The sequence below is a fragment of the Nocardioides sp. TRM66260-LWL genome (assembly GCF_020075545.1).
Lineage (GTDB): Bacteria > Actinomycetota > Actinomycetes > Propionibacteriales > Nocardioidaceae > Nocardioides.
Window position 1 is genome coordinate 410,236 of the sequence record NZ_JAIQZK010000002.1, and the last position, 22,060, is coordinate 432,295.

Consider the following 22,060-nt stretch of genomic DNA (forward strand, 5'->3'; position numbering starts at 1 on the left):
CTGAAAGGGGTGGTGCCGAGGTCTGCGAGAGGTTACTCGCCGCGGACCTTCTTGATGATCTCGTCGGCGATGTTCGAAGGAACCTCGGCGTACGAGTCGAACTCCATCGAGTACGAGGCCTGGCCGGAGGTCTTGGACCTCAGGTCGCCCACGTACCCGAACATCTCGGACAGCGGCACGAGGCCCGACACGACGATGTCGCCGTGACGCTCCTCCTGCGCGCGGATCTGGCCCCGGCGGGAGTTGATGTCGCCGATGACCGTGCCGAGGAAGCTCTCGGGCGTGGTCACCTCCACGGCGAACATCGGCTCCAGCAGGACCGGCTTGGCCTGGCGTGCGGCCTCCTTGAAGGCCTGGTTGCCGGCGATCTTGAACGCCAGCTCCGAGGAGTCGACGTCGTGGTACGCGCCGTCCTCGAGGATGTAGCGGACGTCGACCATCGGGTAGCCGGCGAGGATGCCGAACTCCATGGCCTCCTGGCCGCCCTGGTCGACCGAGGGGATGTACTCCTTCGGCACGCGACCGCCGCTGACGTTGTTGACGAACTCGTAGCCCGCGCCGAGACCGGTCTCGGGGTCGATGTTCGGCTCCATGGAGACGAGCACCTTCGCGAACTGGCCCGAGCCACCCGTCTGCTTCTTGTGGGTGTAGCCGTGGTTCTTGACCGCCTGGCGGATGGTCTCGCGGTAGGCGACCTGCGGCTTGCCGACGGTGGCCTCGACCTTGAACTCGCGACGCATGCGGTCGACGAGGATCTCCAGGTGGAGCTCGCCCATGCCGGCGATGATGGTCTGGCCGGTCTCCTCGTCGGTCTTGACGACGAAGGTGGGGTCCTCCTCGGCGAGGCGCTGGATGGCGACGCCGAGCTTCTCCTGGTCGGACTTGGTCTTCGGCTCGATGGCGACCTCGATGACCGGGGCCGGGAAGGTCATCGACTCCAGGACGACGGGGTTCGCGTTGTCGGACAGCGTGTGACCGGTCTTGGTGTCCTTGAGGCCCATGACGGCCACGATCTGGCCGGCGCCGACCGACGCGATCTCCTCACGCTTGTTGGCGTGCATCTGGTAGACCTTGCCGATCCGCTCCTTGCGGCCGTTGGTCGAGTTCAGCACCGTGGCGCCGGCCTCGAGCTTGCCGGAGTAGACGCGGACGAAGGTCAGGCGGCCCAGGTGCGGGTCGGCGGCGATCTTGAACGCCAGCGCCGACAGCGGCTCGTCGGCCGACGGACGACGGGTGACCTCGTTCTCCGGGGTCTCCTCGGCGTTCGGCTTGTGGCCGACGATGGCGTCGACGTCGACCGGGCTCGGCAGGTAGTCGACGATCGCGTCGAGCAGGGGCTGGACGCCCTTGTTCTTGAACGCGGTGCCGGTGAGGATCGGGTTCAGCTTGTCGGCCAGCGTGGCGCGACGGATGGCGGCCTTGAGGGTCGCGACGTCGAACTCGTCGCCGTCCTCGAGGTAGACCTCCATGATGTCGTCGTCGGCCTCGGCGAGGGTCTCGACGAGCTTCTCGCGGTACTCGGCGGCCTTGTCGGCCAGGTCGGCGGGGATCTCCTCGACGACGTAGTCCTCGCCCTGCTTGGTCTCGCCGCGCCAGACCTTGGCGTTCATCTCGACCAGGTCGACGACGCCGATGAAGTCGCCCTCGGCGCCGATCGGGATCTGCAGGATCAGCGGCGTGGAGTTCAGCTTCTGGACGATCGAGTCGACGACGCGGTAGAAGTCCGCGCCGGTGCGGTCGAGCTTGTTGACGAAGCACATCCGCGGGACGGAGTACTTGTTGGCCTGACGCCACACGGTCTGCGACTGCGGCTCGACGCCGGCCACGCCGTCGAAGACGGCGACGGCGCCGTCGAGGACGCGCAGCGAGCGCTCGACCTCGACGGTGAAGTCGACGTGACCGGGGGTGTCGATGATGTTGATCTGGTGGCTGTTCCACCAGCAGGTGGTGGCGGCGGAGGTGATCGTGATGCCCCGCTCCTGCTCCTGCTCCATCCAGTCCATCGTGGCAGCGCCGTCGTGGACCTCACCGATCTTGTAGGAGATGCCGGTGTAGAAGAGGATGCGCTCGGTGGTGGTGGTCTTGCCAGCATCGATGTGCGCCATGATGCCGATGTTGCGGACCTTGTTGAGGTCCGTGGTGATGTCGACGGCCACTGTGGTTCAGCGTTCCCTTCAGAGGTGGAGCGTGGATGGTGCGGGTGGTGGGGACGAGGGGTGCCTCGCCCCCACCGGGGTCACCAGCGGTAGTGAGCGAAGGCCCGGTTGGACTCGGCCATCTTGTGCGTGTCCTCGCGCTTCTTCACCGCGGCACCGAGGCCGTTGGAGGCGTCGAGGATCTCGTTCATGAGCCGCTCGGACATGGTCTTCTCGCGACGGTCCTGGGCGTAGCCGACGAGCCAGCGCAGCGCGAGCGTGGTGCCGCGGTTGCCCTTGACCTCGATCGGGACCTGGTAGGTCGCGCCGCCGACGCGGCGGGACTTGACCTCGATGGCCGGCTTGACGTTGTCCATCGCGCGCTTCAGCGTGACGACGGGGTCGGTGCCGGTCTTCTCCCGGCAGCCCTCGAGCGCGGAGTACACGATGCGCTGAGCGACCTGCTTCTTGCCGTCCTTGAGGATCTTCGAGACCAGCTGCGAGACGAGCTGGGAGCCGTAGACCGGGTCGACGTCGACCGGGCGCTTCGGCGCGGGGCCCTTGCGCGGCATGTCAGCTCTTCTCCTTCTTCGCGCCGTAGCGGCTGCGAGCCTGCTTGCGGTTCTTCACGCCCTGGGTGTCGAGCGTGCCGCGGATGATCTTGTAGCGCACACCGGGCAGGTCCTTCACACGACCGCCGCGGACGAGCACGATCGAGTGCTCCTGGAGGTTGTGGCCCACGCCCGGGATGTACGCGGTGACCTCGACGCCGCTGCTCAGGCGCACACGGGCGACCTTGCGGAGGGCGGAGTTCGGCTTCTTCGGGGTGGTGGTGTAGACGCGCGTGCAGACGCCTCGGCGCTGCGGCGATCCCTTGAGGGCAGGCGTCTTGGTCTTCGACACCTTGTCCTCGCGGCCCTTGCGGACCAGCTGGTTGATGGTGGGCACCGGGTGGTTCCCCTTCTTGTTCGCTCTCAGTACGGGGCGACTTGCCCTGCACGATCAGGTCGGTGGCCGGGTGGTGCTCTCGCTCGGACGCCGCGTGGACGCTCGACCCCCGCACCCGGGCGTGTCGCCTAGGGTCAGGCCTCACCGGCGGGCGGTGGGGAGCATCTCCCGTGCTCTGCTCCGGCGGTCACGTCCCGCCGATCACTTCCGAGCACGCGCAAGCGCCTGGTCGTCCCAGACACGAGTGGAGAGGCTACCCGCGCCCGTGGGGCCGGTCAAAACAGCCCGACGCCGCCTGCCGCGCTGCAGCAGCGCGGCGGCCAGCGCGGTGCCGAGGATCGTCAGCAGGCCGCCGACGAGCAGCGTCCACCGGGCGCCGTAGCGCTCCCCCACCCAGCCGATGAACGGCGAGCCGAGCGGCGTGCCGCCGGTGAAGACCATCAGGTAGACCGCCATCACCCGCCCGCGCATCGCGGGCTCGGCGCGGGTCTGCATGAAGACGTTGGCGCTGGTGATCATCGTCAGGGCGCACAGGCCGAGCAGCGGGCAGATCAGCGCGTACGTCAGGTAGCTCGGCATGAGGCCGGCCGCCATCTCGACGGCGCCGAAGGCCAGGGCCGCGCCGACGATCAGCCGCAGCCCGGACTCGGCGCGCCGGGCCGCCAGGAGCGAGCCGGTCAGCGAGCCGACGGCCATGACCGTGCCGAGCAGGCCGTACTCGGTGGGCCCGCGACCGAAGACCTGGGTGGCCATGAGCGCGCTGGTGAGCTGGAAGTTCAGGCCGAAGGTGCCGGTGGCGAAGACGACCCCGAGCACCGCCAGCAGGTCGGGGCGGCGGCGGAGGTAGGCGAAGCCGGCCCGCACCTGGCCGCGCTCGCGGCCCAGCAGGCGGGCCGGGCGCAGCCGGGAGGCGTCCAGGCGCGAGAGGCCGACGATCGGCGCGGCGTAGCTGGCGGCGTTGAGCAGGATGACCCAGCCGGTGCCGGGGACGTCGTTGCCGAAGGCCGCGATGAGCACGCCGGCCAGGCCGGGCCCGACGATGCGCGCGGAGTTGAAGCTGACCGAGTTGAGCGCGATGGCGTTCGTGAGCTCGCGGCGCTCGACGAGCTCGGAGACGAACGACTGGCGCGCCGGGCCGTCGAAGGCCGACGCGGCGCCGAGGACCAGCGCCAGCACGTAGACGTGCCACAGCTGGACGGTGCCGGTGACCGCCAGGAGGCCGAGCACGAGGGCGGGGAGCGCCATGCCCAGGTTGGTGAGCTGCAGCAGGCGGCGCTTGGGCATCCGGTCGGCCACCACGCCCGCGATCGGCGCGAGCAGCAGGACGGGCAGGAACTGCAGCCCCGTCGTCACCCCGATCGCGGCTCCGCTGCCGCTGAGCAGCAGCACCAGCCAGTCCTGCGCCACCCGCTGCAGCCAGGTGCCGACGTTCGACACCAGGCCGCCGGTCGCGTAGCGGCGGTAGTTGGGATTGGCCAGGGAGCGGAAGGTGGGGCTCAAGCGGGGTCAGTCCTCCTGGGAGAGTCGGTCGAGCAGGGGCGCGGCGCGACGCAGCACCTCGCGCTCCTCCGGGTCGAGGGCGGCCAGCCGGCGGGCCAGCCAGGCGTCGCGCCGGCGGCGCTCGGCGACGACGCGGGCGCGCCCGGCGTCGGTGAGGGTGACGACGACCTGGCGGCCGTCGGTGGGGTGCGGGGCCCGGGCGACGAGGCCGGCGTCCTCGAGGCAGTGCAGGGTGCGGGTCATCGACGGGGGCCGCACGCGCTCGTGCGCGGCGAGCTCGCCGACGGTGAGCGGGCCGCGGCGGTGCAGCACGCCGAGGGTGGAGAGGGCGGGCACCGAGAGGGAGTCGTCGGCGTCGGCCTGGGCGACGAGGCGCCGCCGCAGGCGCATGACGGAGGAGCGCAGCTCGGAGGCCAGCCCGGCGTCGGTGCGGGCGACCTTCTCGACGGTGGGCATGTGCTTAGCCTAGGTCATTACCTCAGGCAACGAAAGCCGACGAGCGTCGCCCGGCTCGTCCGCCGCGGCTACGCTGCCGGACGTGGACCTGCGCGAGGACCGGCCCGGACGCCGCGAGATCGGCGGACGCGCGTTCGTCGTCGCCGAGGTCGAGCCCCTGGACGTCGACGGCGTGCGCACCGTGCAGGTCGGCACGGCCCTGTTCTTCGTCGCCTTCCTGGCGCTGCTGCCGTTCTACGGCCGCCTCCAGGACGCCGGCCGCGGCTGGTGGCTGTGGTCGTGCCTGGCCGGCGCGGGCCTCGGCCTGCTCGGCGTCGAGTACTGCCGACGGCGCGCTCGCGCCCGGCTCGCCCAGCAGGGCTGACGGCCGCCGGCTCGGGCTCGCGCGGCCGCGGGGCTCAGAGCCCGAGGACGACGTCGTCGGTGAGCGTGTCGAGCACGGGCGGGGGCGGCGGGACGGGCTCGTAGCGCTTGGCGAGCCGCACCTCGGAGTGGGCGCCGCAGCCGTGGTCGAGGGACACGACGCGGCCGTCGTCGTTGGCGTCGCCGTTGCCGCAGACGCCGAAGGTGCCGCTCAGGGGCCCGGCCAGCCGCACCAGGAAGCCGCACGACCAGCAGTGGTCGGGCGCCGCCTGCGCGACGGGCGCGGACGGGCCGGCGGCGCCGTCGTACCAGCGCTGCGCGGCGAGGGCGCGGCCGTCGGGGCCGAGGGTGCGGACGCGGCCGAGCCCGAGCTCGCGGGCGACCTCCCGCACCTGCGCCTGCGCGTCGGGGTCGAGGTCGTCGTCGCCGAAGGACCACGTGGGCACCAGGCGCGGGTCGTCGTCGTCGACCGGCAGCAGGTCGCCGGGCGAGAGGTCGCCCGGACGGATGCGCTCGCGGTAGGGCACCCACGGGGGCGCGACCACGGCGTCGTCGCCGGGCAGCAGGACGACCTCGTCGACGGTGACCTCGCGCTGTCCGGGGGCGGCCGCGACGGTGACCGACCAGCGCCAGCCGCGGTAGCCGGGACGGCGGCACGCGAACAGGTGGGTGGCCACGCCGTCGCCCTCGGGCAGGACCCCGAGGTGCTCGCCGACGTCGACGGGGTCGACGTCGGCCAGGAGCGAGGCGCGGGCGACCTCGACGGCCCCGGCCAGCAGGGCGTCGACCGTCTCGTCGGCGTCCTGCGCCCGGAGCTGTGCGGCGTGCGGGGCGGCGGTCGAGCGGGTCGTCACGCGCCCCATCCTGCCCGGTGAGGCCCGCGCGGGCGAGCCGGGGTCGGATCCTGGCCGTGCGCCGTGTCCCGCACCCCGACGGCTGGGGCGATCGGGGAGGATGTCGCCCATGAGCCACCCCCGCCCGGACGCCGAGGCCGATCCCTCGGCGCGCGCCGGGCTCGCCGACGGCGTGCGCGCGACCGGACGCGGGCTGGCCACCGCGGCCCGCGCGACCGGCCGGGGCTCGCGGGCCGTCGGCGCCCTGGCGCGACGGGCGGCGGCGGCCGAGGGCGCCGACCGCTCCGGGCTGAACCGGCTCTTCTACCTGCACTTCTTCAACACCGCGGGCGACGCCGCGGTGGCGATCTCGCTGGCCGGCAGCCTCTTCTTCCAGGTGCCCTCGGGCGAGGCGCGCGGGCAGGTGGCGCTGTTCCTCGGCCTGACCATGCTGCCGTTCGCGATCGTCGCCCCGCTGCTCGGCCCCTTCCTCGACAGGTTCAGCCACGGCCGTCGCTGGGCGATCGGCGCGACGATGGCGGCTCGGGCGTTCCTCGCCTGGGCGCTGGCCAGCCAGGTCGGCGGCGACTCCCCCTGGCTCTTCGCCGCGGCCCTGGGCGTGCTGGTGTCGTCCAAGGCCTACGGGGTGACCCGGGCGGCCGCGGTGCCCCGCCTGCTGCCGCCGGGCCTGACGCTGGTGCGCGCCAACGGCCGGGTCTCGCTGGCCGGCATCGTGGGCACCTCCGTCTCGGCCCCGCTGGCCGGCCTGGCGTCGCTGATCGGGCCGGAGTGGTCGCTGCGCTACGCGTTCGTGCTCTTCGTGATCGCCACCGTGTGCGCGATCCGACTGCCCGACCGGGTCGACGCCAGCCTCGGCGAGGAGCCGCTGGTGCTGCTGCCGGGCGCCTCCGCCGGGCCGGCGTCCCCGGACTCCCCGCTGCGCCCCGCGCGCACCCGCATCCCCCCGGCCGTCGCCTTCGCGCTGCGCGCCAACTGCGGGCCGCGCTGGCTCGGCGGCTTCCTGCTGATGTACCTGGCCTTCCTGCTGCGGGAGAGCCCGCCCGCCTCCAGCCTGTCGTCGGGCGTCATGGTCGGGCTCGTGATCGGCGCCGCGGGGCTGGGGAACGCCGCGGGCGTGGCGACGGCCTCGCTGCTGCGTCGCCTCGACCCCCGCGTGACGGTCGTCGGCGCGCTGCTGGTCGACGTCGCCCTGCTCCTGCTCGCGACCCTCGCGTACTCGGTGTGGACCCTCGCGCTGCTCGGCCTCGCGGCGGGCCTGGGCCAGTCGCTCGCCCGCTTCTGCCTCGACGCCACCATCCAGCGCGACGTGCCCGAGCGGGTGCAGGCCAGCGCGTTCGCACGCAGCGACACCCTGCTGCAGCTCGCCTGGGTGCTGGGCGGGTTCCTGGGCATCGTGCTGCCGCTCGACCCGGCACGGGTCGGCCTCGGCATCGCCACCGCCGTGCTGGTCGCGTGGACGGTGTACGTCCTCGGCCACGCCCGCGGCACCGGACCCGCGCGGGGGCGGCGCCCCAGCGCGAGCCGCAGGGTCGTCTAGCCCTAGAGCTCGAGCTCGTCGGCGAGCGCGCGCAGCAGCTTGGCGGTCGGACGCGCCGTGGTGCGCTCGGGGTACCGCCCGTGCCGGTAGGTCTCGCCGACGCCGTCGAGCAGACGGATGAGGTCTTCGACGATCGCGACCATCTCGTCCGGCTTCTTGCGCCGCGCCGCCGACTGCTGCCGCGACACCGAGGGCGGCTGGTCGAGCAGACGCACCTGGAGGGCCTGCTCGCCCCGGCGGCCCTGGGCGATGCCGAACTCGACGCGGGCGCCGTTCTTGAGCGAGGTGACGCCCTCGGGCAGGGCCTCGGCGCGGACGTAGACGTCGTCGCCGTCGTCGCGGGAGAGGAAGCCGAAGCCCTTCTCGGCGTCGTACCACTTCACCTTGCCAGTGGGCACTGAGGTCACCTGATTCGCGTCGTGGGCGGGCGGGGCCGGGTCAGGATAGAGGCTCACCCCATTCGGGCGAGCAGGGTCGGGGCGAGCGTGGCCACCCCCACGGCGAGCCCGGCGAGGCTGCCGAGGAGCAGCAGCGTGAGCCAGGCCCCGGCCGGGAGCGGGGTCAGGTCGGCGAGCTGCCGGACGTCGCTGCCCGCCCAGCGCCGGCGGCCGGCCCGGGCCAGCTCGACCAGGGGCCGCGGCGCGGCCAGCAGGAGCGTCCACGCCAGCAGGTACGCGGCCGCCACCCGCGCGTCCAGCGGCGCCGCCCACGCCACGGCGCCGAGCCCGACGACGAGGAGCGCCACCACGGCCAGCCCGTAGAGGTTGCGCACCCAGGGCAGCAGGAGGGCCGCCAGCAGGGTCAGGCCCCAGAGCAGCAGCAGCGGACGTCCGGCGGCCAGCGCGGTGGCCGCCGCGACCCCGAGCAGCGCCGGCGCGGCGTACCCGGCGGCGAGCATCGCGACCATGCCCGGGCCCCGCGGACGGCCGCGGGAGAGCGTCAGCCCGGAGGTGTCCTGGTGGACCCGCAACCCGGCCAGCCGGCGGCCGACGAGCACCGCGGCCACGGCGTGCCCGGCCTCGTGCACGACCGTGACGCCGAGCCGCACCCGCGGCCAGGTGGCCGGGGCCAGCACCAGCAGCACCGCGACCGCGCCGGTGCCGAGCACGGTGGCGGCGTCCGGGACCGGCACGGTGCGGCCGAGGTCGTCGACGACCCGTCCGAGCACCTCGGCGACGGTCACGGCCGCAGCCGGTCGGCCAGCCAGTCGGGGAACTCCCCGAGATCGGCCAGGACGACGTCGGTGCCGGCGTCGAGCAGCTCCTCGCGGGTGCACCCGCCGGTGAGCACCGACACGCTCTCGACCCCCGCGGCCAGCGCGCCCTCGACGTCGTGCACGTGATCGCCGACGTAGACGTCCGCCCGCTCCTGCCGGAGCACCGCCGCCTTGCCGACGCCCCAGACCTCACCCGCCAGGAGGTCGGTCTCCAGGCCGAGGTGGTCGAGGTGGAGGCGGGCGTTGGGAGCGAACTTGCCGGTGACCACCAGCGTCCGACCGCCGTGCGCGCGCACGGCCTCGAGCGCGGCGTGCGCTCCCGGCAGGGCGGGCACCGCCGCGATGCACCGCTCGGGGTAGAGCGCGCGGAAGAGGTCGACCGCGGCGGGGATCTCCGCAGCGGGCAGGAACGGCGCGAGCAGGTGGTCGAGCGGCGGCCCGAGCCGCTCGGTGAGCCGCTCGATCGGGAGCTCGAGGCCGAGCCGCTCGCCGAGCGCGGCGAGCACGGCCCGGAAGCCGGGGACGGTGTCGATGAGCGTCATGTCGAGGTCGAATCCGACGACGGGTGCGACGCCGACCGTCAGGGGGGCCATGCGCGCAGCCTACGGAGTCGGTCAGACTGGACGCCGGGAGCGGATCGAGGATCGGGAGGGACCCATGCGCAGGCGGCTCGCAGGCGTCGCGCTGGCCTGCGCGCTCGCGCCGCTGGCACCGGCCTCCCCCGCACCCGCGGCCCGCGCCGCCGTCGTCGTCGGAGTCGGGGTCGGGGTCGGGGTCGGGGTCGAGGCTCCCCGGCTCCACCTGGTCTCCCTCGACCGTCCCGGCACCGCGGGCCCGGCCGCGCTGCTGCCCGAGGCGTTCCGCAGCGTCGGCCTGGTGGCCGAGCAGGACGCCGTGCTGGCCGCCGTCGACGCCCCGCCCCCGGTCTACCGCTGGACGACCGCGCTCGACGGGGTCGCCGTGCGCCTGACCCCCGACCAGGCGGCGGCGCTGGCCGCCGACCCCCGCGTCGCCGCGGTCGAGCCCGACGTCCGACGGCGGCTGACCGCGGCGCCCGTGCCGTCGGCCGCCGCGGGCGGGGCGGAGCGCACGTCCGACGACGGCGGAGGCCGACCGGGCGCCGGCCGTGGGGTCGTGGTGGGCGTGGTCGACTCCGGGCTCGACGCCGACGACCCGCTCTTCGCCTCCGTGCCCGGGCTGGGGCCGCGCGCCGATCCGATCGGCGACTGCCGCGCCAGCGAGGACGGCGCCTGGGATCCCTCGGACTGCACCGGCAAGGTCGTCGGCGGACGCTTCTTCGTGGCCGGCTTCGGCGCCGCGCGCGTCCGGTCGGGCGCCTCGCTCTCGCCTGCCGACGACGCCGGTCACGGCACGGCGGTGGCCTCGCTGATCGCGGGGAACGCCGACACCCCGGTGCGCCTGCCCCACGCCCGCACCACCCGCTTCTCCGGACGCGCCCCCCTGGCCCGGCTGGCCGCCTACAAGGCCTGCTGGACCGCGCCCGATCCCGCCGACGACGGCTGCTCGACCGCCGATCTGGTGAGCGCGGTCGACGCCGCGGTCTCCGACGGCGTCGACGTGCTCGCCGTGCCGGTGGCCGGCCCGCCCGCCCGACCCGCGACGGCCGAGGGCCTCGACGCCCTCGACCGCGCCCTGCTCGGCGCGACGGAGGACGGCGTCGTCGTCGTGGCCTCGGCCGGCAACGGCGGCGCCGGACGCGACGCGGCGCACGCCGTCCCGTGGGTGCTCTCGGTCGGCGCGAGCACCGGGACGGTGCGCCGCGGACGCGTCGTCGCCTCGCTGGACGCCCGCGGGCCGCTGCGCCTGGCCGGCGTCATGACCGCCACCGACGGCGTCGGGCCGGCGCGCCTGGTCGCCGGACGACGCGCGGCGGCCGCGGGGGTGCGCCCGGGCGACGCCGCGGGGTGCCGGCCGGGCTCGCTGGACGCCAGGCGGGTGCGGGGCCGGATCGTCGTGTGCGAGCGCGGACGGGCCGGGCGCGTCGACCTCTCCGCCGAGGTGGCCGCGGCCGGCGGCGTCGGCATGGTGCTCGTGAACGAGACCGCCTCCCAGCCCCTGGAGTCCGACCTGCACGCGGTGCCCACGGTGCACGTCGGCGCTCGCGACGGCCGACGGCTGCTGCGTCGACTGGCCCGCGCCGGCGGCGAGGGCGAGGCACGACTGGAGTCCACCGGGGCGGAGACGACCCGACCCCGCGTGCTCCCCCTCTCGGCCTCGGGCGACCCCGGCTGGCCGCTGGTGAAGCCCGACCTCGTCGCTCCCGGAGCGGGCGTCCTGGCGGCCTCGGGACGCCGCGACCCGCGGTGGACGTACCTGGCCGGCACCTCGGCGGCGACGGCCGCCGTCGCCGGCGAGGCCGCGGTGCTGCTCAGCCGGCACCTGCCGGCGGCGGTCGTCCGCTCGTCCCTGGTCACCACGGCGAGGCCGGTGGCCGGCGCGCCGGTCACGCGCGCGGGCGCCGGCGTCCTCGATCCGGAGCGCGCCGCCCGGCCGGGGCTCGCGCTGCTGGTGCCGCGGGACGGCTACCGCAGGTGGCTCGAGGGCGGCGCCGACGTCAACGTGCCCTCGATCGGGCTGCAGGGGTCGCGCACGGCCCGTCGCACGGTCACCAACGTGACCCGGCGCTCGCTCTACTTCTCCTCCTCCGCCGGCGGGTTCGACCGCCACCGGGTGGTCGTCCGGCCGGCCGCCCTGCGGCTCGCGCCCGGGGAGTCCGCGACCTTCACGGTGCGCGTCGCCGCCGGCTCGGGCCGCGACGACGGCTACGTGCTGTGGCGGGGCGCCACGGGCACCCGCACCCGGCTGCCCGTCACGATCGGACGCTGACCCGGGCCGGGGCCGCGAGCTCCCGGATCCGCGCCAGCACCGCCGCCGTCGCAGGCACCAGCTCGGCGCCGTCGCGGTGCACCACGCCCCAGGTGCGGGTGCCCCACGAGCGCGCCTCGTGCACCACGACGTCGGGGTGGCGGTAGGCCTCCAGCGCGGAGCGGGGCAGCAGCGCCACGCCGAGGCCCTGCGCGAGCAGGTGCTGCACGACGACGTAGTCGTCGCTGACGTGGCGCACGCCGGGCACGAAGCCGGCCTCGGCGCAGCGCCGCACCACGTGGTCGCGGCAGCGCTCGCAGCCCATGACCCAGGCGTCCTCGGCCAGCTCGGCGAGCCGGATGCGCGCGCGCCCGGCGAGCCGGTGCCCGGGCGGCAGCACGAGGTCGACCGGCTCGTCGGCCAGCGGGGTCCAGCGCACCGCCGCCGGCGGCGAGCCGGTCGCGTCGGCGTACTCGAAGGCGACGGCCAGATCGACCTCGCCGTCCGCGACCAGCGCGATCGCCTCGGGCGGCTCGGCCTCGGTGAGCACGACGTCGAGTCCGGGGTGGTCGCGCTCGAGCGCCGCGAGGGCGCGCGGCAGGAGCGTCGCGGCGGCCGAGGGATGGGCGGCCACCCGGACGCGGCCGCGGCGCAGCCGGGTCAGGCCGACCAGCTCCTCCTCGGCCATGTGCAGCGCGGCGGCGATCGCGTCGGCCCGCACGAGCAGCGCCCGACCCGCCTCGGTCGGCGTCACCCCGCCGGGACCGCGCAGCAGCACCGGGCAGCCGACGGACCGCTCGAGCGCCTGGAGGTGCTGGCTGACCGCCGACTGGGTCCAGCCGAGCTCCCGCGCGGCGGCGCTCAGCGAGCCGGCGCGCGCGGCCGTGCGGAAGACGAGGACGCGACGCGGATCGAGGGCCATGCCCCCAGGCTGTCACCGATCGTTCCCGAAGGCCATCAGCAGCACTGATGGCCTCCGCCAGGAGAAGGGGGATTCCTGGGAGGCGACGGGCCGTCCACACTGGCCGCATGAGGATGATCGGCCTGGTCGGCGGCATGAGCTGGTACTCGACGATGGACTACTACCGCACCATCAACGCGGCCGTGCAGGAGCGGCTCGGCGGCCACGCGTCGGCGCCGCTGACGCTCCAGTCGCTCGACTTCGCGCAGGTGCGGGCCATGCAGCTGGCCGGGGACTGGGAGGCCGCCGGAGCACTGCTGGCCGACGCCGCGCGTCGCTGCCAGGACGCCGGCGCCGAGACCGTGCTGATCTGCACGAACCTGATGCACCGGGTCGCCGACGTCGTGGAGGCGGCGATCGACGTGCCCCTGCTGCGGGTCACCGACGCCGTGGCCGACGCCGCCCTCGCCCGGGGCGTCGAGCGGCTTGGCCTGCTCGGCACCCGCTGGACGATGGAGGAGGACTTCTACGTCGGCCGGCTGCGCGCGCGGGGGCTCGACGTGCTCGTCCCCGACGCCGCCGCGCGCGTCGAGCTCGACCGGATCGTCTTCGACGAGCTCACCCGCGGGGTCGTCGACGCCAGCAGCGCCGCGGCCTGCCGGCGGATGGTCGAGCGGCTGGAGGCGGCCGGCGCGGGCGCGGTGGTGCTCGGGTGCACCGAGATCCAGCTGCTGCTGGGCCCCGACGACGCCCGGACGCCGGTGCTGGACTCGATGGCCGTGCACGCCGCGGCCGCGGCGCGGTTCTGCCTGGACGGGGCCGCGCTGCCGGCCTGAGACGCGGACGCGTCCTCAGCCGGCGGCGACCGCCATCGCCGCGAGCGCCTCGAGGGCGCGCGGCGCGTCGGCGGTGACCATCGGCCCGACGTCGTCGGCGCCGGGGCCCTCGATGGTCGTGGCGACGGCGACCAGCGCGCCGTCGGGGTGCTCGACGACGCGGTGGTCGATGGTGATCACCAGCTCGCCCAGGCGCAGCTCGTCGACGTAGCGCGCACCGGGCTCGACGACGGTGAGCACCACAGGCGCCGCGATGCCGCCGGCCAGCGTCAGCGTGCCGGCGGCGCCCGCGGCGAACGGGCCGGGCAGCTCGACCGCCTCGACGGGCGGATCCCACTGCGGCCAGGAGGCGACGTCGCTCCAGAGCCGCCAGACGGCGGCGGGCGGGGCGGCGACGACGATCTCGCCGCGATGGGTGAAGGTCATGACCGCAATCTAGAACAGGTTCTCGTCCGGGCGCAGGATCCGCACACGACCGTCGGGAGCGACGAGGACGTCGCCCTCCCGCAGCGCGACGGCGCGGTCGAGCGGGAGCGGCCGACGGGCCCGGCCCCGCGCGAGCACGACGCCCGCCGAGCGCGCCCGCGCGAGCAGCTGGTCCGCCCGGGGCTGCAGCGCCACCGTCCGCCACTCCCCCGCAGCCGGACGCCGCCCCTGCTCGTCCTCGAGCAGCCAGGGCCGCCGGGCCGCCTGGTCGCGGGCGAGCAGCACCGGCGTCACGTCGACCGGAGGACGCGAGCGGTGCGGCGCCGCGGCGTCGACCGGCGGCCGGGCCGCGCACCGCCGGGGCCGGACGCCCGCCGCCCGCCCCCCCAGCCCCGGCCGGCGGGATCGGCGCCCCGCGCGAGCGCCGAGGCGGGGAGCAGCAGGCCGAGGGAGCAGACGAGCACGACGAGGTCGACGAGAGTGACGACGAGCACCGCCGGAGCCCGCGCGGGTGATCCCTGCCGATCGACCCACCGCCAGCGGGTCGCCGCCGCCCCCGGCGCCAGGCCGCGCGGGGCCAGGACCGCCCGGCCGAGCAGGAGGGCGAGCGCCGCGGCCGCGCAGGCGCCGGCCGCGCCGGCGTGGAGGAGGGCGGCGGTCGCGGCGCCGGCGCCCCCGAGCACGCCGGCGTCGATCGCGTCGGCCGTCAGCCGGACCGACGCCGGCACCCGCCCGCTCACGCGCGATCACCCGGCGCGAGCAGGCGCAGGCGCACGGCGTCGCCGAGGTCGAGCTCGACGCCGCGCGGCCACGCCTGCGCCCGGCCGGGCTCGAGCTCGCCCACGGGCCGCCCCTCGCGCACGAGCAGGGTGCCGTTGGTGGAGCCGAGATCGAGCGCCTCGACCCCGTCGGACGTCGGTCGCAGCTCGAGGTGCACCGCGGACACCTCCGCCCGCGGGCTGGGCACGGCGATGGCCCGCACGCCCGGCCGCCCGTCGGCCGCCCCGAACGGCGCGCGGCCGAGCACGATCGGGCCGTCGACCGTCACGACGACCCCGCCGGGGAGCGCCAGCAGGACGGGCGCCGGGCCGCTCACGCGGCGCCCGCTAGCGTGGGGACGATGGCCACCGGACACCGCTCGCTCGCCGACCAGCTGCGCTCCTGGTCGGACGAGCGGCTCGCCCGCCTCCTGCACGACCGTCCCGATCTGGCCACGCCCGCCCCCTCCGACTCCGCCCAGCTGGCCTCCCGCGCGGCCACGCGCTCGTCGGTGCTGCGCACCCTCGACCTGCTGACCCGCCTGGAGCTCTCCGTCCTCGATGCCCTGGTCGTGGTCGGCCCAACCAGCCGCGAGGCGCTCCTGGGGATCGTGCACGCCGATCCCGCCGAGGTCGGGGCCGCGCTCGACCGGCTGGTCGACCTCGCCCTGGCGTGGGAGGCCGAGACCGGCCTGCGACCGCTGACCGGCGTCGTCGAGGCGCTCGCCGGCAGCCCGGGCACCAGCGGCCTGCGGCCGTCGTCCGCCGAGCCGGCGCCGCCCGAGACGATCGCGGCGGCCGTCGAGGCGCTCTCCGAGCCCGCCCGCGCCCTGCTGCTGCACGTGCTCGACCAGGGGGGCGAGGCTCGCACCGAGGCCCGCACCCACGTGTCGGTGGCCGACGCGCGCACGCCCGCCGAGGAGCTGCTGGCCCGGCGGCTGCTGACCCCGCGCGGCGGCGGCACGGTCGTGCTGCCCGGGGAGGTCGGGCTGGTGCTGCGCGGGGGCCGTACGACGACGACGCCGATCGACCCCCGCCCGACCCTGCTCACCTCCGAGCGCGACCAGGCGCTGGTCGACCGCGGCGCGGCGGGGGCGGCCCACGAGGCGCTGCACCACGTCGAGGTGCTGCTCGAGGAGTGGGGCGTGCGTCCGCCCTCGGTGCTCCGCGGCGGCGGCCTCGCGGTGCGCGACCTCAAGGGCGCCGCGCAGCTGCTGCAGACCGATCCCGTGGCCGCCGCCTTCTGGGTCGAGCTGGCCTATGCGGCCGGCCTCCTGGGGCACGGCCTGGGGCCGGAGGGCGATCTGGCCTGGCTTCCGACCACGGCCGTCGACGCCTGGATCGAGGAGTCGCCCGCCCACCGGTGGCGGACGCTGGTGAGCGGCTGGCTGGTCTCGAACCGGGTGCCCGGCCAGGTCGGTCGTCGCGACGGCGCGGGCAAGGCCTGGAACGCCCTCACCTCCGAGCTCACCGCCCCGCACCAGGCGGAGACGCGTCGCATGGTGCTCGACGAGCTGGCCGCGCTGCCGGAGGGCACCACCCTCGCGGCCGCGACCGGGCCGGCGTCGCTGGTCGAGCGGCTCGCGTGGCTGCGGCCCCGGCGCCCGCGCGGGCGCACCGACCAGATCGGGTGGGCGCTGGCCGAGGGAGAGCGCCTGGGCGTGCTCGGCCTCGGTGGGGCGTCGACGCCGCTGCGGCTGCTGCTCGACGGCGAGACCGACGCGGCCGTCGAGGCGCTCGCGGCGGCGCTGCCCGAGCCGGTCGACCACGTCCTCCTCCAGGCCGACCTCACCGCGGTGGCGCCCGGCCCGCTCGAGCCGACCGTCGCGCGGCGGGTCCAGCTGCTGGCCGACGTCGAGTCGCGGGGCAGCGCCACGGTCTACCGGTTCGGCGCCTCCTCGGTGCGGCGCGGCCTGGACGCCGGCTGGACGCCCGCGGAGATCCACGCGTTCCTGGCCTCGGTGTCGCGCACGCCCGTGCCGCAGCCGCTGACCTACCTCGTCGACGACGCCGCCCGCACCTTCGGCACCGTGCGGGTCGGCCACGCGGAGTCGTTCCTGCGCGCCGACGACGAGACCGCGCTGACCGAGCTGCTGCACCACCCGCGCGCCGCGTCCCTCGGGCTGCGGCGGCTCGCCCCGACCGTCCTGATCTCGACGACGCCGGTCGACGTGCTGCTGCAGCGGCTGCGCGAGCTCGGCGCCGCGCCGGTGGTCGAGGCGCCCGACGGCACCGTGCACATCGCCCGGCCCGAGCCGCTGCGCTCCCGGACCCGGGAGACGACGCCGGTCGCCGCCGCCCGGGGCGCCGCCCGCGAGACCGCGCGGATCACCGCCGTCATCGCCGGCCTGCGGGCCGGTGATCGCGCGCTGCCGGTGCGGCCGCCCGCGACCGCCGTCGACCCCCGCGGACGCTCCACGCCGTCGGCGACCCTCACCGCGCTGCGCGAGGCGATCGAGTCGGGCACCAGCGTCGTCATCGGCGTCATCGGCGACGACGGGCTGCCCACCGACCGCACCGTCGAGCCGATGTCCGTCGAGGGCGGGCGCCTCACCGCGCTCGACCCGCGCACCGAGACCCTGCGCGCGTTCGCGGTGCACCGCATCGTCAGCGTCCGGCCCGCTGGGGACGCTCCGTAGGCTGGGCCGCTGTGAACGACGGCCCCCTCATCGTCCAGTCGGACAAGACCCTCCTGCTCGAGGTCGACCACGAGGACGCCGCCGCGTGCCGCAAGGCGATCGCGCCCTTCGCCGAGCTCGAGCGCAGCCCCGAGCACGTCCACACCTACCGGCTGACGCCGCTGGGCCTGTGGAACGCCCGCGCCGCCGGACACGACGCCGAGCAGGTCGTCGACACCCTGCTCACCTACAGCCGCTACGCGGTGCCGCACGCGCTGCTCGTCGACGTCGCCGAGACGATGGCGCGCTACGGGCGGCTGCGCCTGGAGAAGCACCCCGTGCACGGCCTGGTGCTGGCCTCGTCCGACCGTCCGGTGCTCGAGGAGGTGCTGCGCGCGAAGAAGGTCGCCGGCATGCTCGGCGAGCGGCTCGACCCCGACACCGTCGCCGTGCACCCCTCCGAGCGCGGCAACCTCAAGCAGGCGCTGCTCAAGCTGGGCTGGCCGGCCGAGGACTTCGCCGGGTACGTCGACGGCGAGGCCCACGCCATCGACCTCGACCCCGAGGGCTGGTCCCTGCGGCCCTACCAGGCCGAGGCGGTCGACTCGTTCTGGCACGGCGGCTCGGGCGTCGTCGTGCTGCCGTGCGGGGCCGGCAAGACCCTCGTCGGCGCGGCGGCGATGGCCCAGGCACGGGCCACGACGCTGATCCTGGTCACCAACACCGTCTCGGCGCGGCAGTGGAAGGACGAGCTGGTGCGGCGCACCTCGCTCACCGCCGACGAGATCGGCGAGTACTCGGGCACGTCGAAGGAGATCCGTCCCGTCACGATCGCCACCTACCAGGTGCTGACGACCCGCCGGAAGGGCGTCTACCCGCACCTGGAGCTGCTCGACGCGCGCGACTGGGGCCTGATCGTCTACGACGAGGTGCACCTGCTGCCCGCGCCGATCTTCCGGATGACCGCCGATCTGCAGGCCCGGCGCCGCCTCGGCCTGACCGCGACCCTGGTGCGCGAGGACGGCCGCGAGGGCGACGTGTTCTCGCTGATCGGCCCCAAGCGCTACGACGCGCCGTGGAAGGACATCGAGGCGCAGGGCTGGATCGCCCCGGCCGACTGCGTCGAGGTGCGGGTCTCGCTGCCGGAGTCCGAGCGGCTGGTCTACGCCACCGCCGAGCCGGACGAGCGCTACCGGCTCGCCGCCTGCACCCACCACAAGGTCGACGTCGTCCGCTCGCTGGTGGAGCAGCACGGCGACGCCCCGACGCTGGTGATCGGCCAGTACCTCGACCAGCTCGACGAGCTCGCGACGGCGCTCGACGCCCCCGTGATCAGCGGCGACACCAAGGTCGCCGAGCGGCAGCGGCTCTTCGACGCCTTCCGGTCCGGCGAGATCCGCCGGCTCGTGGTCTCGAAGGTCGCGAACTTCTCCATCGACCTGCCCTCAGCCGAGGTGGCGATCCAGGTGTCGGGCTCCTACGGCTCGCGCCAGGAGGAGGCCCAGCGTCTCGGCCGGCTGCTGCGTCCGGGCCGCGACGGCAAGGTGGCGCGGTTCTACACCGTCGTGGCCCGCGACACCGTCGACGCCGACTTCGCCGCGCACCGCCAGCGCTTCCTCGCCGAGCAGGGCTACGCCTACCGCATCGTCGACGCCGCCGACCTCGGCTGAGGGCGCTCAGCCGGCGTCGCGCACCAGCACCGTCCGGACGACGCTGCGGGTGCCGCGGGTGAACCGCACGGTCAGCCGCTCGACGCCCTCGCGCACCGCGTCCCGGCGGGTCGGGATCACCACCGTCGCCCGACGCTGGCCCGGCTGCAGCACCGCGTTCAGGTAGGGCTGCAGCGCGGAGAGCGGTCGCGCGATCCGTGGGCCGCGCCCCGCGTCCGGGCCGTCCGGCTCGGCGAAGCAGCAGGCGTGCTCCTGCAGCCAGCGCGGGTCGACGTCGCCGCCGTGCAGCTCGTGCGGCGCCGCGACGATCTGCGTCTCCCACACGTACACGCGGTCGCTGGGCCGGTCGGTGCGCAGCTCGAAGACGATCGGCCGGCCCTCGACGACGCTCGTGCGCCGCGCGCGCACCGAGAGGTGCGGCGGCGGGTCGTCGTCGGTGACGGTCGCGGTGGCCAGATAGGCGTCGGTCATCGCGCCGTCCGAGGGCCACAGCGCGACCTGGGTGGCCAGGCGCGACTCGTCGTCGCGGCGGTCCGAGCGGTAGGGCACGCTGATCGAGGCGGTGGTCTGGCCGGGCGCGAGGTCGATTGGGAAGCGCTCGCGCTGGCCGCGCTCGGCGCCGACGAGCTGCACCAGCACGCGGGCGGGGCGGGTCAGGCCGCGCACGTCGACCCGCAGCCGCAGGTGGCGCAGGCTCGGGCGGCCGTCGCCCTCGACGGTGGAGGCCGAGCGCACCGATACCAGGCCGACACGCCGCTCGGGCACGGGCGCGAGGTCGGCGGTCGGGGCCGCGGAGAGGTCGGCGACCCAGAGGCGGCCCCGGGGCGTCCGGGAGACGAGGTCGACGGCGACGATGCGCCGCAGGTCGAGGGCGGGATCGAGGCCGGGCGCCGTCGAGGGCTCGACGGCGAGCGTCTGGCCCCAGACGTGCGCCATGCCCTCGCGGAGCACCTGCAACGGCTGCTCCGGCGCGAGCACGGCCGTGGTGCCGTCCGCGTCGGTGAGCCGGACGTCCAGCGGCACGTCGCCGGACCCGTCGGCGACGCTGCCGGGGTCGAGGAGGGTGCGCAGCTCGAGTCGGCGCGTGCGCAGGTCGAGGGGGCGACGCAGCGCCAGGCCGCCGGACTGGCCGGCGCGGGTCCAGCGCAGGGCGAGGAAGGACCGGACGGTCTCGGCGCCGCCGTCGACGCGCCAGTGCGCCGTGGTCGGCCAGTCCGTCAGCCCCTGCCCGCAGGCCGTCCGCGAGCTGTCGGAGGCGACCTGGCCGAGGCACAGCGAGGTCTGCGCGCCCCGCGGGAGGCTGAGACCGGCGTCGACCCGCGGACGCCGCGTGTCGCGGCCGCCGCCGATCGCCGCGGAGAGCACCTGGGCCGGACCGGCCGACGGGAGGCTGACGGGCCGGCCGTCGAACATCGGCAGGAGGTCGTCCTCGCCCGTCAGCAGGCGGGTGGCGCCGGCGACGTAGGTGGCGCCGACCGCACGCTGCTGCGCGTCGTCGAGGCGTCCGGGCGACCCGGCGCCGCAGCCCGACTTCGGGTCGTCGCCCCAGTCGTCGGTGGCGGGGGCGTCGGTCTGGCCGGGGGTCCACTCGGTGTTGAAGAAGTTGTGGTTGGCGCCCCGGATCAGCACCGCCGAGCGGAGGGCGGTGTCGTCGCGCACGACGTCGCGCCCGGCGTCGACGAACCGCTGGCCCTCGAGGTCGGACACGTCGCCGTCGCAGCTCGGCAGCAGGACGACGGTCGGGACGTACGGCGCCGCCTGCACCGCGAAGTCGGTGGGCGCGATCAGGACCTGGCCCACGACGCGGTAGGGCGCCGACAGCGGGATCTGGAGCGCCGCACGATCGACGCCCTCGCCGCCGCGGCTGTGCCCGATCAGCACGACGCGGCGCAGGTCGACCCGGTGCGCCGCGGCGATGGTCGCCCAATGGTCGAGGTGGGCCCGGACGAGGCGGGCGCGGGCGTCCGCTCCGCCGTCCGCGAGGCGGTAGTCCTGGGCGTTGATGCCGTTGACCCGCACCGACACCGTGGTGAAGCCCTGGCTGGCCAGCAGCCGCTGCAGGTAGTCGTAGCCGAGCTGGCTCTCGATCTCGCGCGACGGCGCGACGCAGGGCCAGTCGGAGCCCTGGTCGTCGTCCTTCGGCGTGTAGCAGACCTGGTGCCGGCCGTGGAGGATCAGCACCAGCGGACGCTGCGCGGGTCCTGCGTCGAGGCTCGGCTCGACGACGTGCTCGACCATCTCGATCGGCTGCGGGACGCCGGGCACGCGCACCGACGGCAGGGTGTCGTCGCTCGAGACGACGGTGTAGGGGCCCGGCACGCCGGGATCGACCGGCACCCCGGCGAGGGTCGTGGGCGCGGCGTCCCGGGCCGCGCCGCGGGGCGAGGCGCCGCCGACGCTCGACCCGGCCGCGCGATCGTCGCCCGGCTCGTCGAGACGGTCCCCGGACAGCACGACGTCGAGGTCCCGCACTCGCGGAGCCTCGTCGGCGGTGACGAGGGCGCCGACGCGGGTGCGGGTCAGCGTCACCGGACCGACGCGGACGTCGCGACCGGCACCGTCGACGACGATCCGCGGGCGGTCGGATCCGATCGGCAGGGGCGTCGGCGACGTCCAGGCGACCTGCCAGCGACCCGGGCCGTCGGGGCGCACCGCCCAGAACCCCTCCCCCGCAGCCGGGATCGACCGCGTCGACGGCGGGCCCGGATCGGCGGACGCGACGGCGCCCAGCAGCGGGCCCGTGGCGAGGGCGGTGGCGAGGATCGCGGTGATCCGACGGCGGGTGGCGAGCGAGGGCATGGGCGGGTCCGTCCGTGTGGGTGGGCTGACCCTACTGACGGCCGGCGCACCGCGACGGTTGCCGCGGCGATCCGACGGCCACGACTGGTCTGGACCGCCCGCCGGTGGTCGAGCCGCGCCCGGTGGTCGAGCCGCGTCCGATGGTCGAGCCTGTCGAGACCCGGGCGCGCCCGTGGCCCGATCACCGGGCGGTGTCGGGCTGTGGGCCGTGCGTGCG

Annotated in this window: 21 protein-coding genes; 6 read left to right on the forward strand and 15 right to left on the reverse strand. The window is 75.7% G+C overall.

All coding sequences use genetic code 11. The annotated features are described in order from the left end of the window. Positions 1-32: 32 nt before the first annotated feature. From fusA to K8Z61_RS08525, 5 genes are all read right to left on the reverse strand, one after another. Positions 33-2,105 carry an elongation factor G gene (fusA, locus tag K8Z61_RS08505; RefSeq protein WP_374227929.1) on the reverse strand — a complete coding sequence of 691 codons (2,073 nt, stop codon included), beginning with the start codon at positions 2,103-2,105 and terminating at the stop codon, positions 33-35. Positions 2,106-2,236: 131 nt separating this feature from the next. Next, on the reverse strand, positions 2,237-2,707 hold the full coding sequence (gene rpsG, locus K8Z61_RS08510; RefSeq protein WP_224128422.1) for a 30S ribosomal protein S7: 471 nt from the start codon (positions 2,705-2,707) through the stop codon (positions 2,237-2,239). A gap of 1 nt (position 2,708) precedes the next feature. Beyond that, the gene (gene rpsL, locus K8Z61_RS08515) at positions 2,709-3,083 is read right to left on the reverse strand and encodes a 30S ribosomal protein S12 (RefSeq protein ID WP_224128424.1); all 375 of its coding nucleotides are present in this window, start codon (positions 3,081-3,083) and stop codon (positions 2,709-2,711) included. Between the two features lie 201 nt (positions 3,084-3,284). Beyond that, on the reverse strand, positions 3,285-4,583 hold the full coding sequence (locus tag K8Z61_RS08520) for an MFS transporter (protein WP_224128426.1): 1,299 nt from the start codon (positions 4,581-4,583) through the stop codon (positions 3,285-3,287). Positions 4,584-4,589: 6 nt separating this feature from the next. Further along, complete coding sequence (locus K8Z61_RS08525; protein ID WP_224128428.1) at positions 4,590-5,039, reverse strand: MarR family winged helix-turn-helix transcriptional regulator; 450 nt, start codon at positions 5,037-5,039, stop codon at positions 4,590-4,592. 82 nt (positions 5,040-5,121) lie between these two features. On the opposite strand from K8Z61_RS08525, the gene K8Z61_RS08530 reads away from it, so the two are divergent. Continuing rightward, complete coding sequence (locus K8Z61_RS08530; protein ID WP_224128430.1) at positions 5,122-5,403, forward strand: DUF2530 domain-containing protein; 282 nt, start codon at positions 5,122-5,124, stop codon at positions 5,401-5,403. A gap of 34 nt (positions 5,404-5,437) precedes the next feature. Here the strand turns inward: K8Z61_RS08530 and K8Z61_RS08535 are convergent, their stop codons facing one another. Next, positions 5,438-6,256 carry a DUF3027 domain-containing protein gene (locus K8Z61_RS08535; RefSeq protein WP_224128432.1) on the reverse strand — a complete coding sequence of 273 codons (819 nt, stop codon included), beginning with the start codon at positions 6,254-6,256 and terminating at the stop codon, positions 5,438-5,440. A 109-nt stretch (positions 6,257-6,365) separates the two neighbouring features. Between K8Z61_RS08535 and K8Z61_RS08540 the strand changes: the two genes are divergently transcribed. Then, positions 6,366-7,793, forward strand: coding sequence for an MFS transporter (locus K8Z61_RS08540; protein ID WP_224128434.1), 1,428 nt, complete (start codon positions 6,366-6,368; stop codon positions 7,791-7,793). Between the two features lie 2 nt (positions 7,794-7,795). Here the strand turns inward: K8Z61_RS08540 and K8Z61_RS08545 are convergent, their stop codons facing one another. From K8Z61_RS08545 to K8Z61_RS08555, 3 genes are read right to left on the reverse strand one after another with little or no spacing between them, the layout of a single operon-like run. Beyond that, a complete protein-coding gene (locus tag K8Z61_RS08545; protein ID WP_224128436.1) occupies positions 7,796-8,191 on the reverse strand; it encodes a cold-shock protein in 396 nt (131 codons plus the stop codon). Between the two features lie 53 nt (positions 8,192-8,244). Beyond that, positions 8,245-8,976: a M50 family metallopeptidase gene (locus K8Z61_RS08550; RefSeq protein WP_224128438.1), complete on the reverse strand. Its 732-nt coding sequence runs from the start codon at positions 8,974-8,976 to the stop codon at positions 8,245-8,247. Further along, a complete protein-coding gene (locus tag K8Z61_RS08555; RefSeq protein ID WP_224128440.1) occupies positions 8,973-9,602 on the reverse strand; it encodes an HAD family hydrolase in 630 nt (209 codons plus the stop codon). The genes K8Z61_RS08550 and K8Z61_RS08555 overlap by 4 nt, the downstream gene beginning before the upstream one ends. 64 nt (positions 9,603-9,666) lie before the next feature. Here K8Z61_RS08555 and K8Z61_RS08560 point away from each other — a divergent pair, with 64 nt between their 5' ends. After that, on the forward strand, positions 9,667-11,856 hold the full coding sequence (locus tag K8Z61_RS08560; protein WP_224128442.1) for a S8 family serine peptidase: 2,190 nt from the start codon (positions 9,667-9,669) through the stop codon (positions 11,854-11,856). On the opposite strand, the gene K8Z61_RS08565 is transcribed toward K8Z61_RS08560, so the two are convergent. Beyond that, positions 11,840-12,757, reverse strand: coding sequence for a LysR family transcriptional regulator (locus K8Z61_RS08565; protein ID WP_224128444.1), 918 nt, complete (start codon positions 12,755-12,757; stop codon positions 11,840-11,842). The genes K8Z61_RS08560 and K8Z61_RS08565 overlap by 17 nt on opposite strands. A gap of 107 nt (positions 12,758-12,864) precedes the next feature. Here K8Z61_RS08565 and K8Z61_RS08570 point away from each other — a divergent pair, with 107 nt between their 5' ends. Beyond that, positions 12,865-13,572, forward strand: a complete 708-nt coding sequence (locus tag K8Z61_RS08570; protein ID WP_224128446.1) for an aspartate/glutamate racemase family protein — start codon at positions 12,865-12,867, stop codon at positions 13,570-13,572. A gap of 15 nt (positions 13,573-13,587) precedes the next feature. Here the strand turns inward: K8Z61_RS08570 and K8Z61_RS08575 are convergent, their stop codons facing one another. The 4 genes from K8Z61_RS08575 to K8Z61_RS08590 are packed head-to-tail and all read right to left on the reverse strand — an operon-like array spanning position 13,588 to position 15,094. Next, a complete protein-coding gene (locus tag K8Z61_RS08575; RefSeq protein WP_224128449.1) occupies positions 13,588-13,998 on the reverse strand; it encodes an SRPBCC family protein in 411 nt (136 codons plus the stop codon). A gap of 9 nt (positions 13,999-14,007) precedes the next feature. Further along, entirely contained in the window at positions 14,008-14,283 is a 276-nt protein-coding gene (locus tag K8Z61_RS08580; RefSeq protein ID WP_224128451.1) for a hypothetical protein, read from the reverse strand. Positions 14,284-14,288: 5 nt separating this feature from the next. Continuing rightward, a complete protein-coding gene (locus tag K8Z61_RS08585; protein WP_224128453.1) occupies positions 14,289-14,738 on the reverse strand; it encodes a hypothetical protein in 450 nt (149 codons plus the stop codon). Continuing rightward, the gene (locus K8Z61_RS08590) at positions 14,735-15,094 is read right to left on the reverse strand and encodes an FHA domain-containing protein (RefSeq protein ID WP_224128455.1); all 360 of its coding nucleotides are present in this window, start codon (positions 15,092-15,094) and stop codon (positions 14,735-14,737) included. Before K8Z61_RS08590 ends, K8Z61_RS08585 begins: the two co-directional genes overlap by 4 nt. 24 nt (positions 15,095-15,118) lie before the next feature. Here K8Z61_RS08590 and K8Z61_RS08595 point away from each other — a divergent pair, with 24 nt between their 5' ends. Both K8Z61_RS08595 and K8Z61_RS08600 read left to right on the forward strand, forming a co-directional pair. Then, positions 15,119-17,395, forward strand: a complete 2,277-nt coding sequence (locus tag K8Z61_RS08595) for a helicase-associated domain-containing protein (RefSeq protein ID WP_224128457.1) — start codon at positions 15,119-15,121, stop codon at positions 17,393-17,395. A gap of 11 nt (positions 17,396-17,406) precedes the next feature. Beyond that, the gene (locus K8Z61_RS08600) at positions 17,407-19,044 is read left to right on the forward strand and encodes a DNA repair helicase XPB (protein ID WP_224128459.1); all 1,638 of its coding nucleotides are present in this window, start codon (positions 17,407-17,409) and stop codon (positions 19,042-19,044) included. 6 nt (positions 19,045-19,050) lie between these two features. Here K8Z61_RS08600 and K8Z61_RS08605 read toward each other — a convergent pair whose 3' ends face one another. Further along, complete coding sequence (locus tag K8Z61_RS08605) at positions 19,051-21,843, reverse strand: hypothetical protein (RefSeq protein ID WP_224128461.1); 2,793 nt, start codon at positions 21,841-21,843, stop codon at positions 19,051-19,053. Positions 21,844-22,060 lie beyond the last annotated feature (217 nt).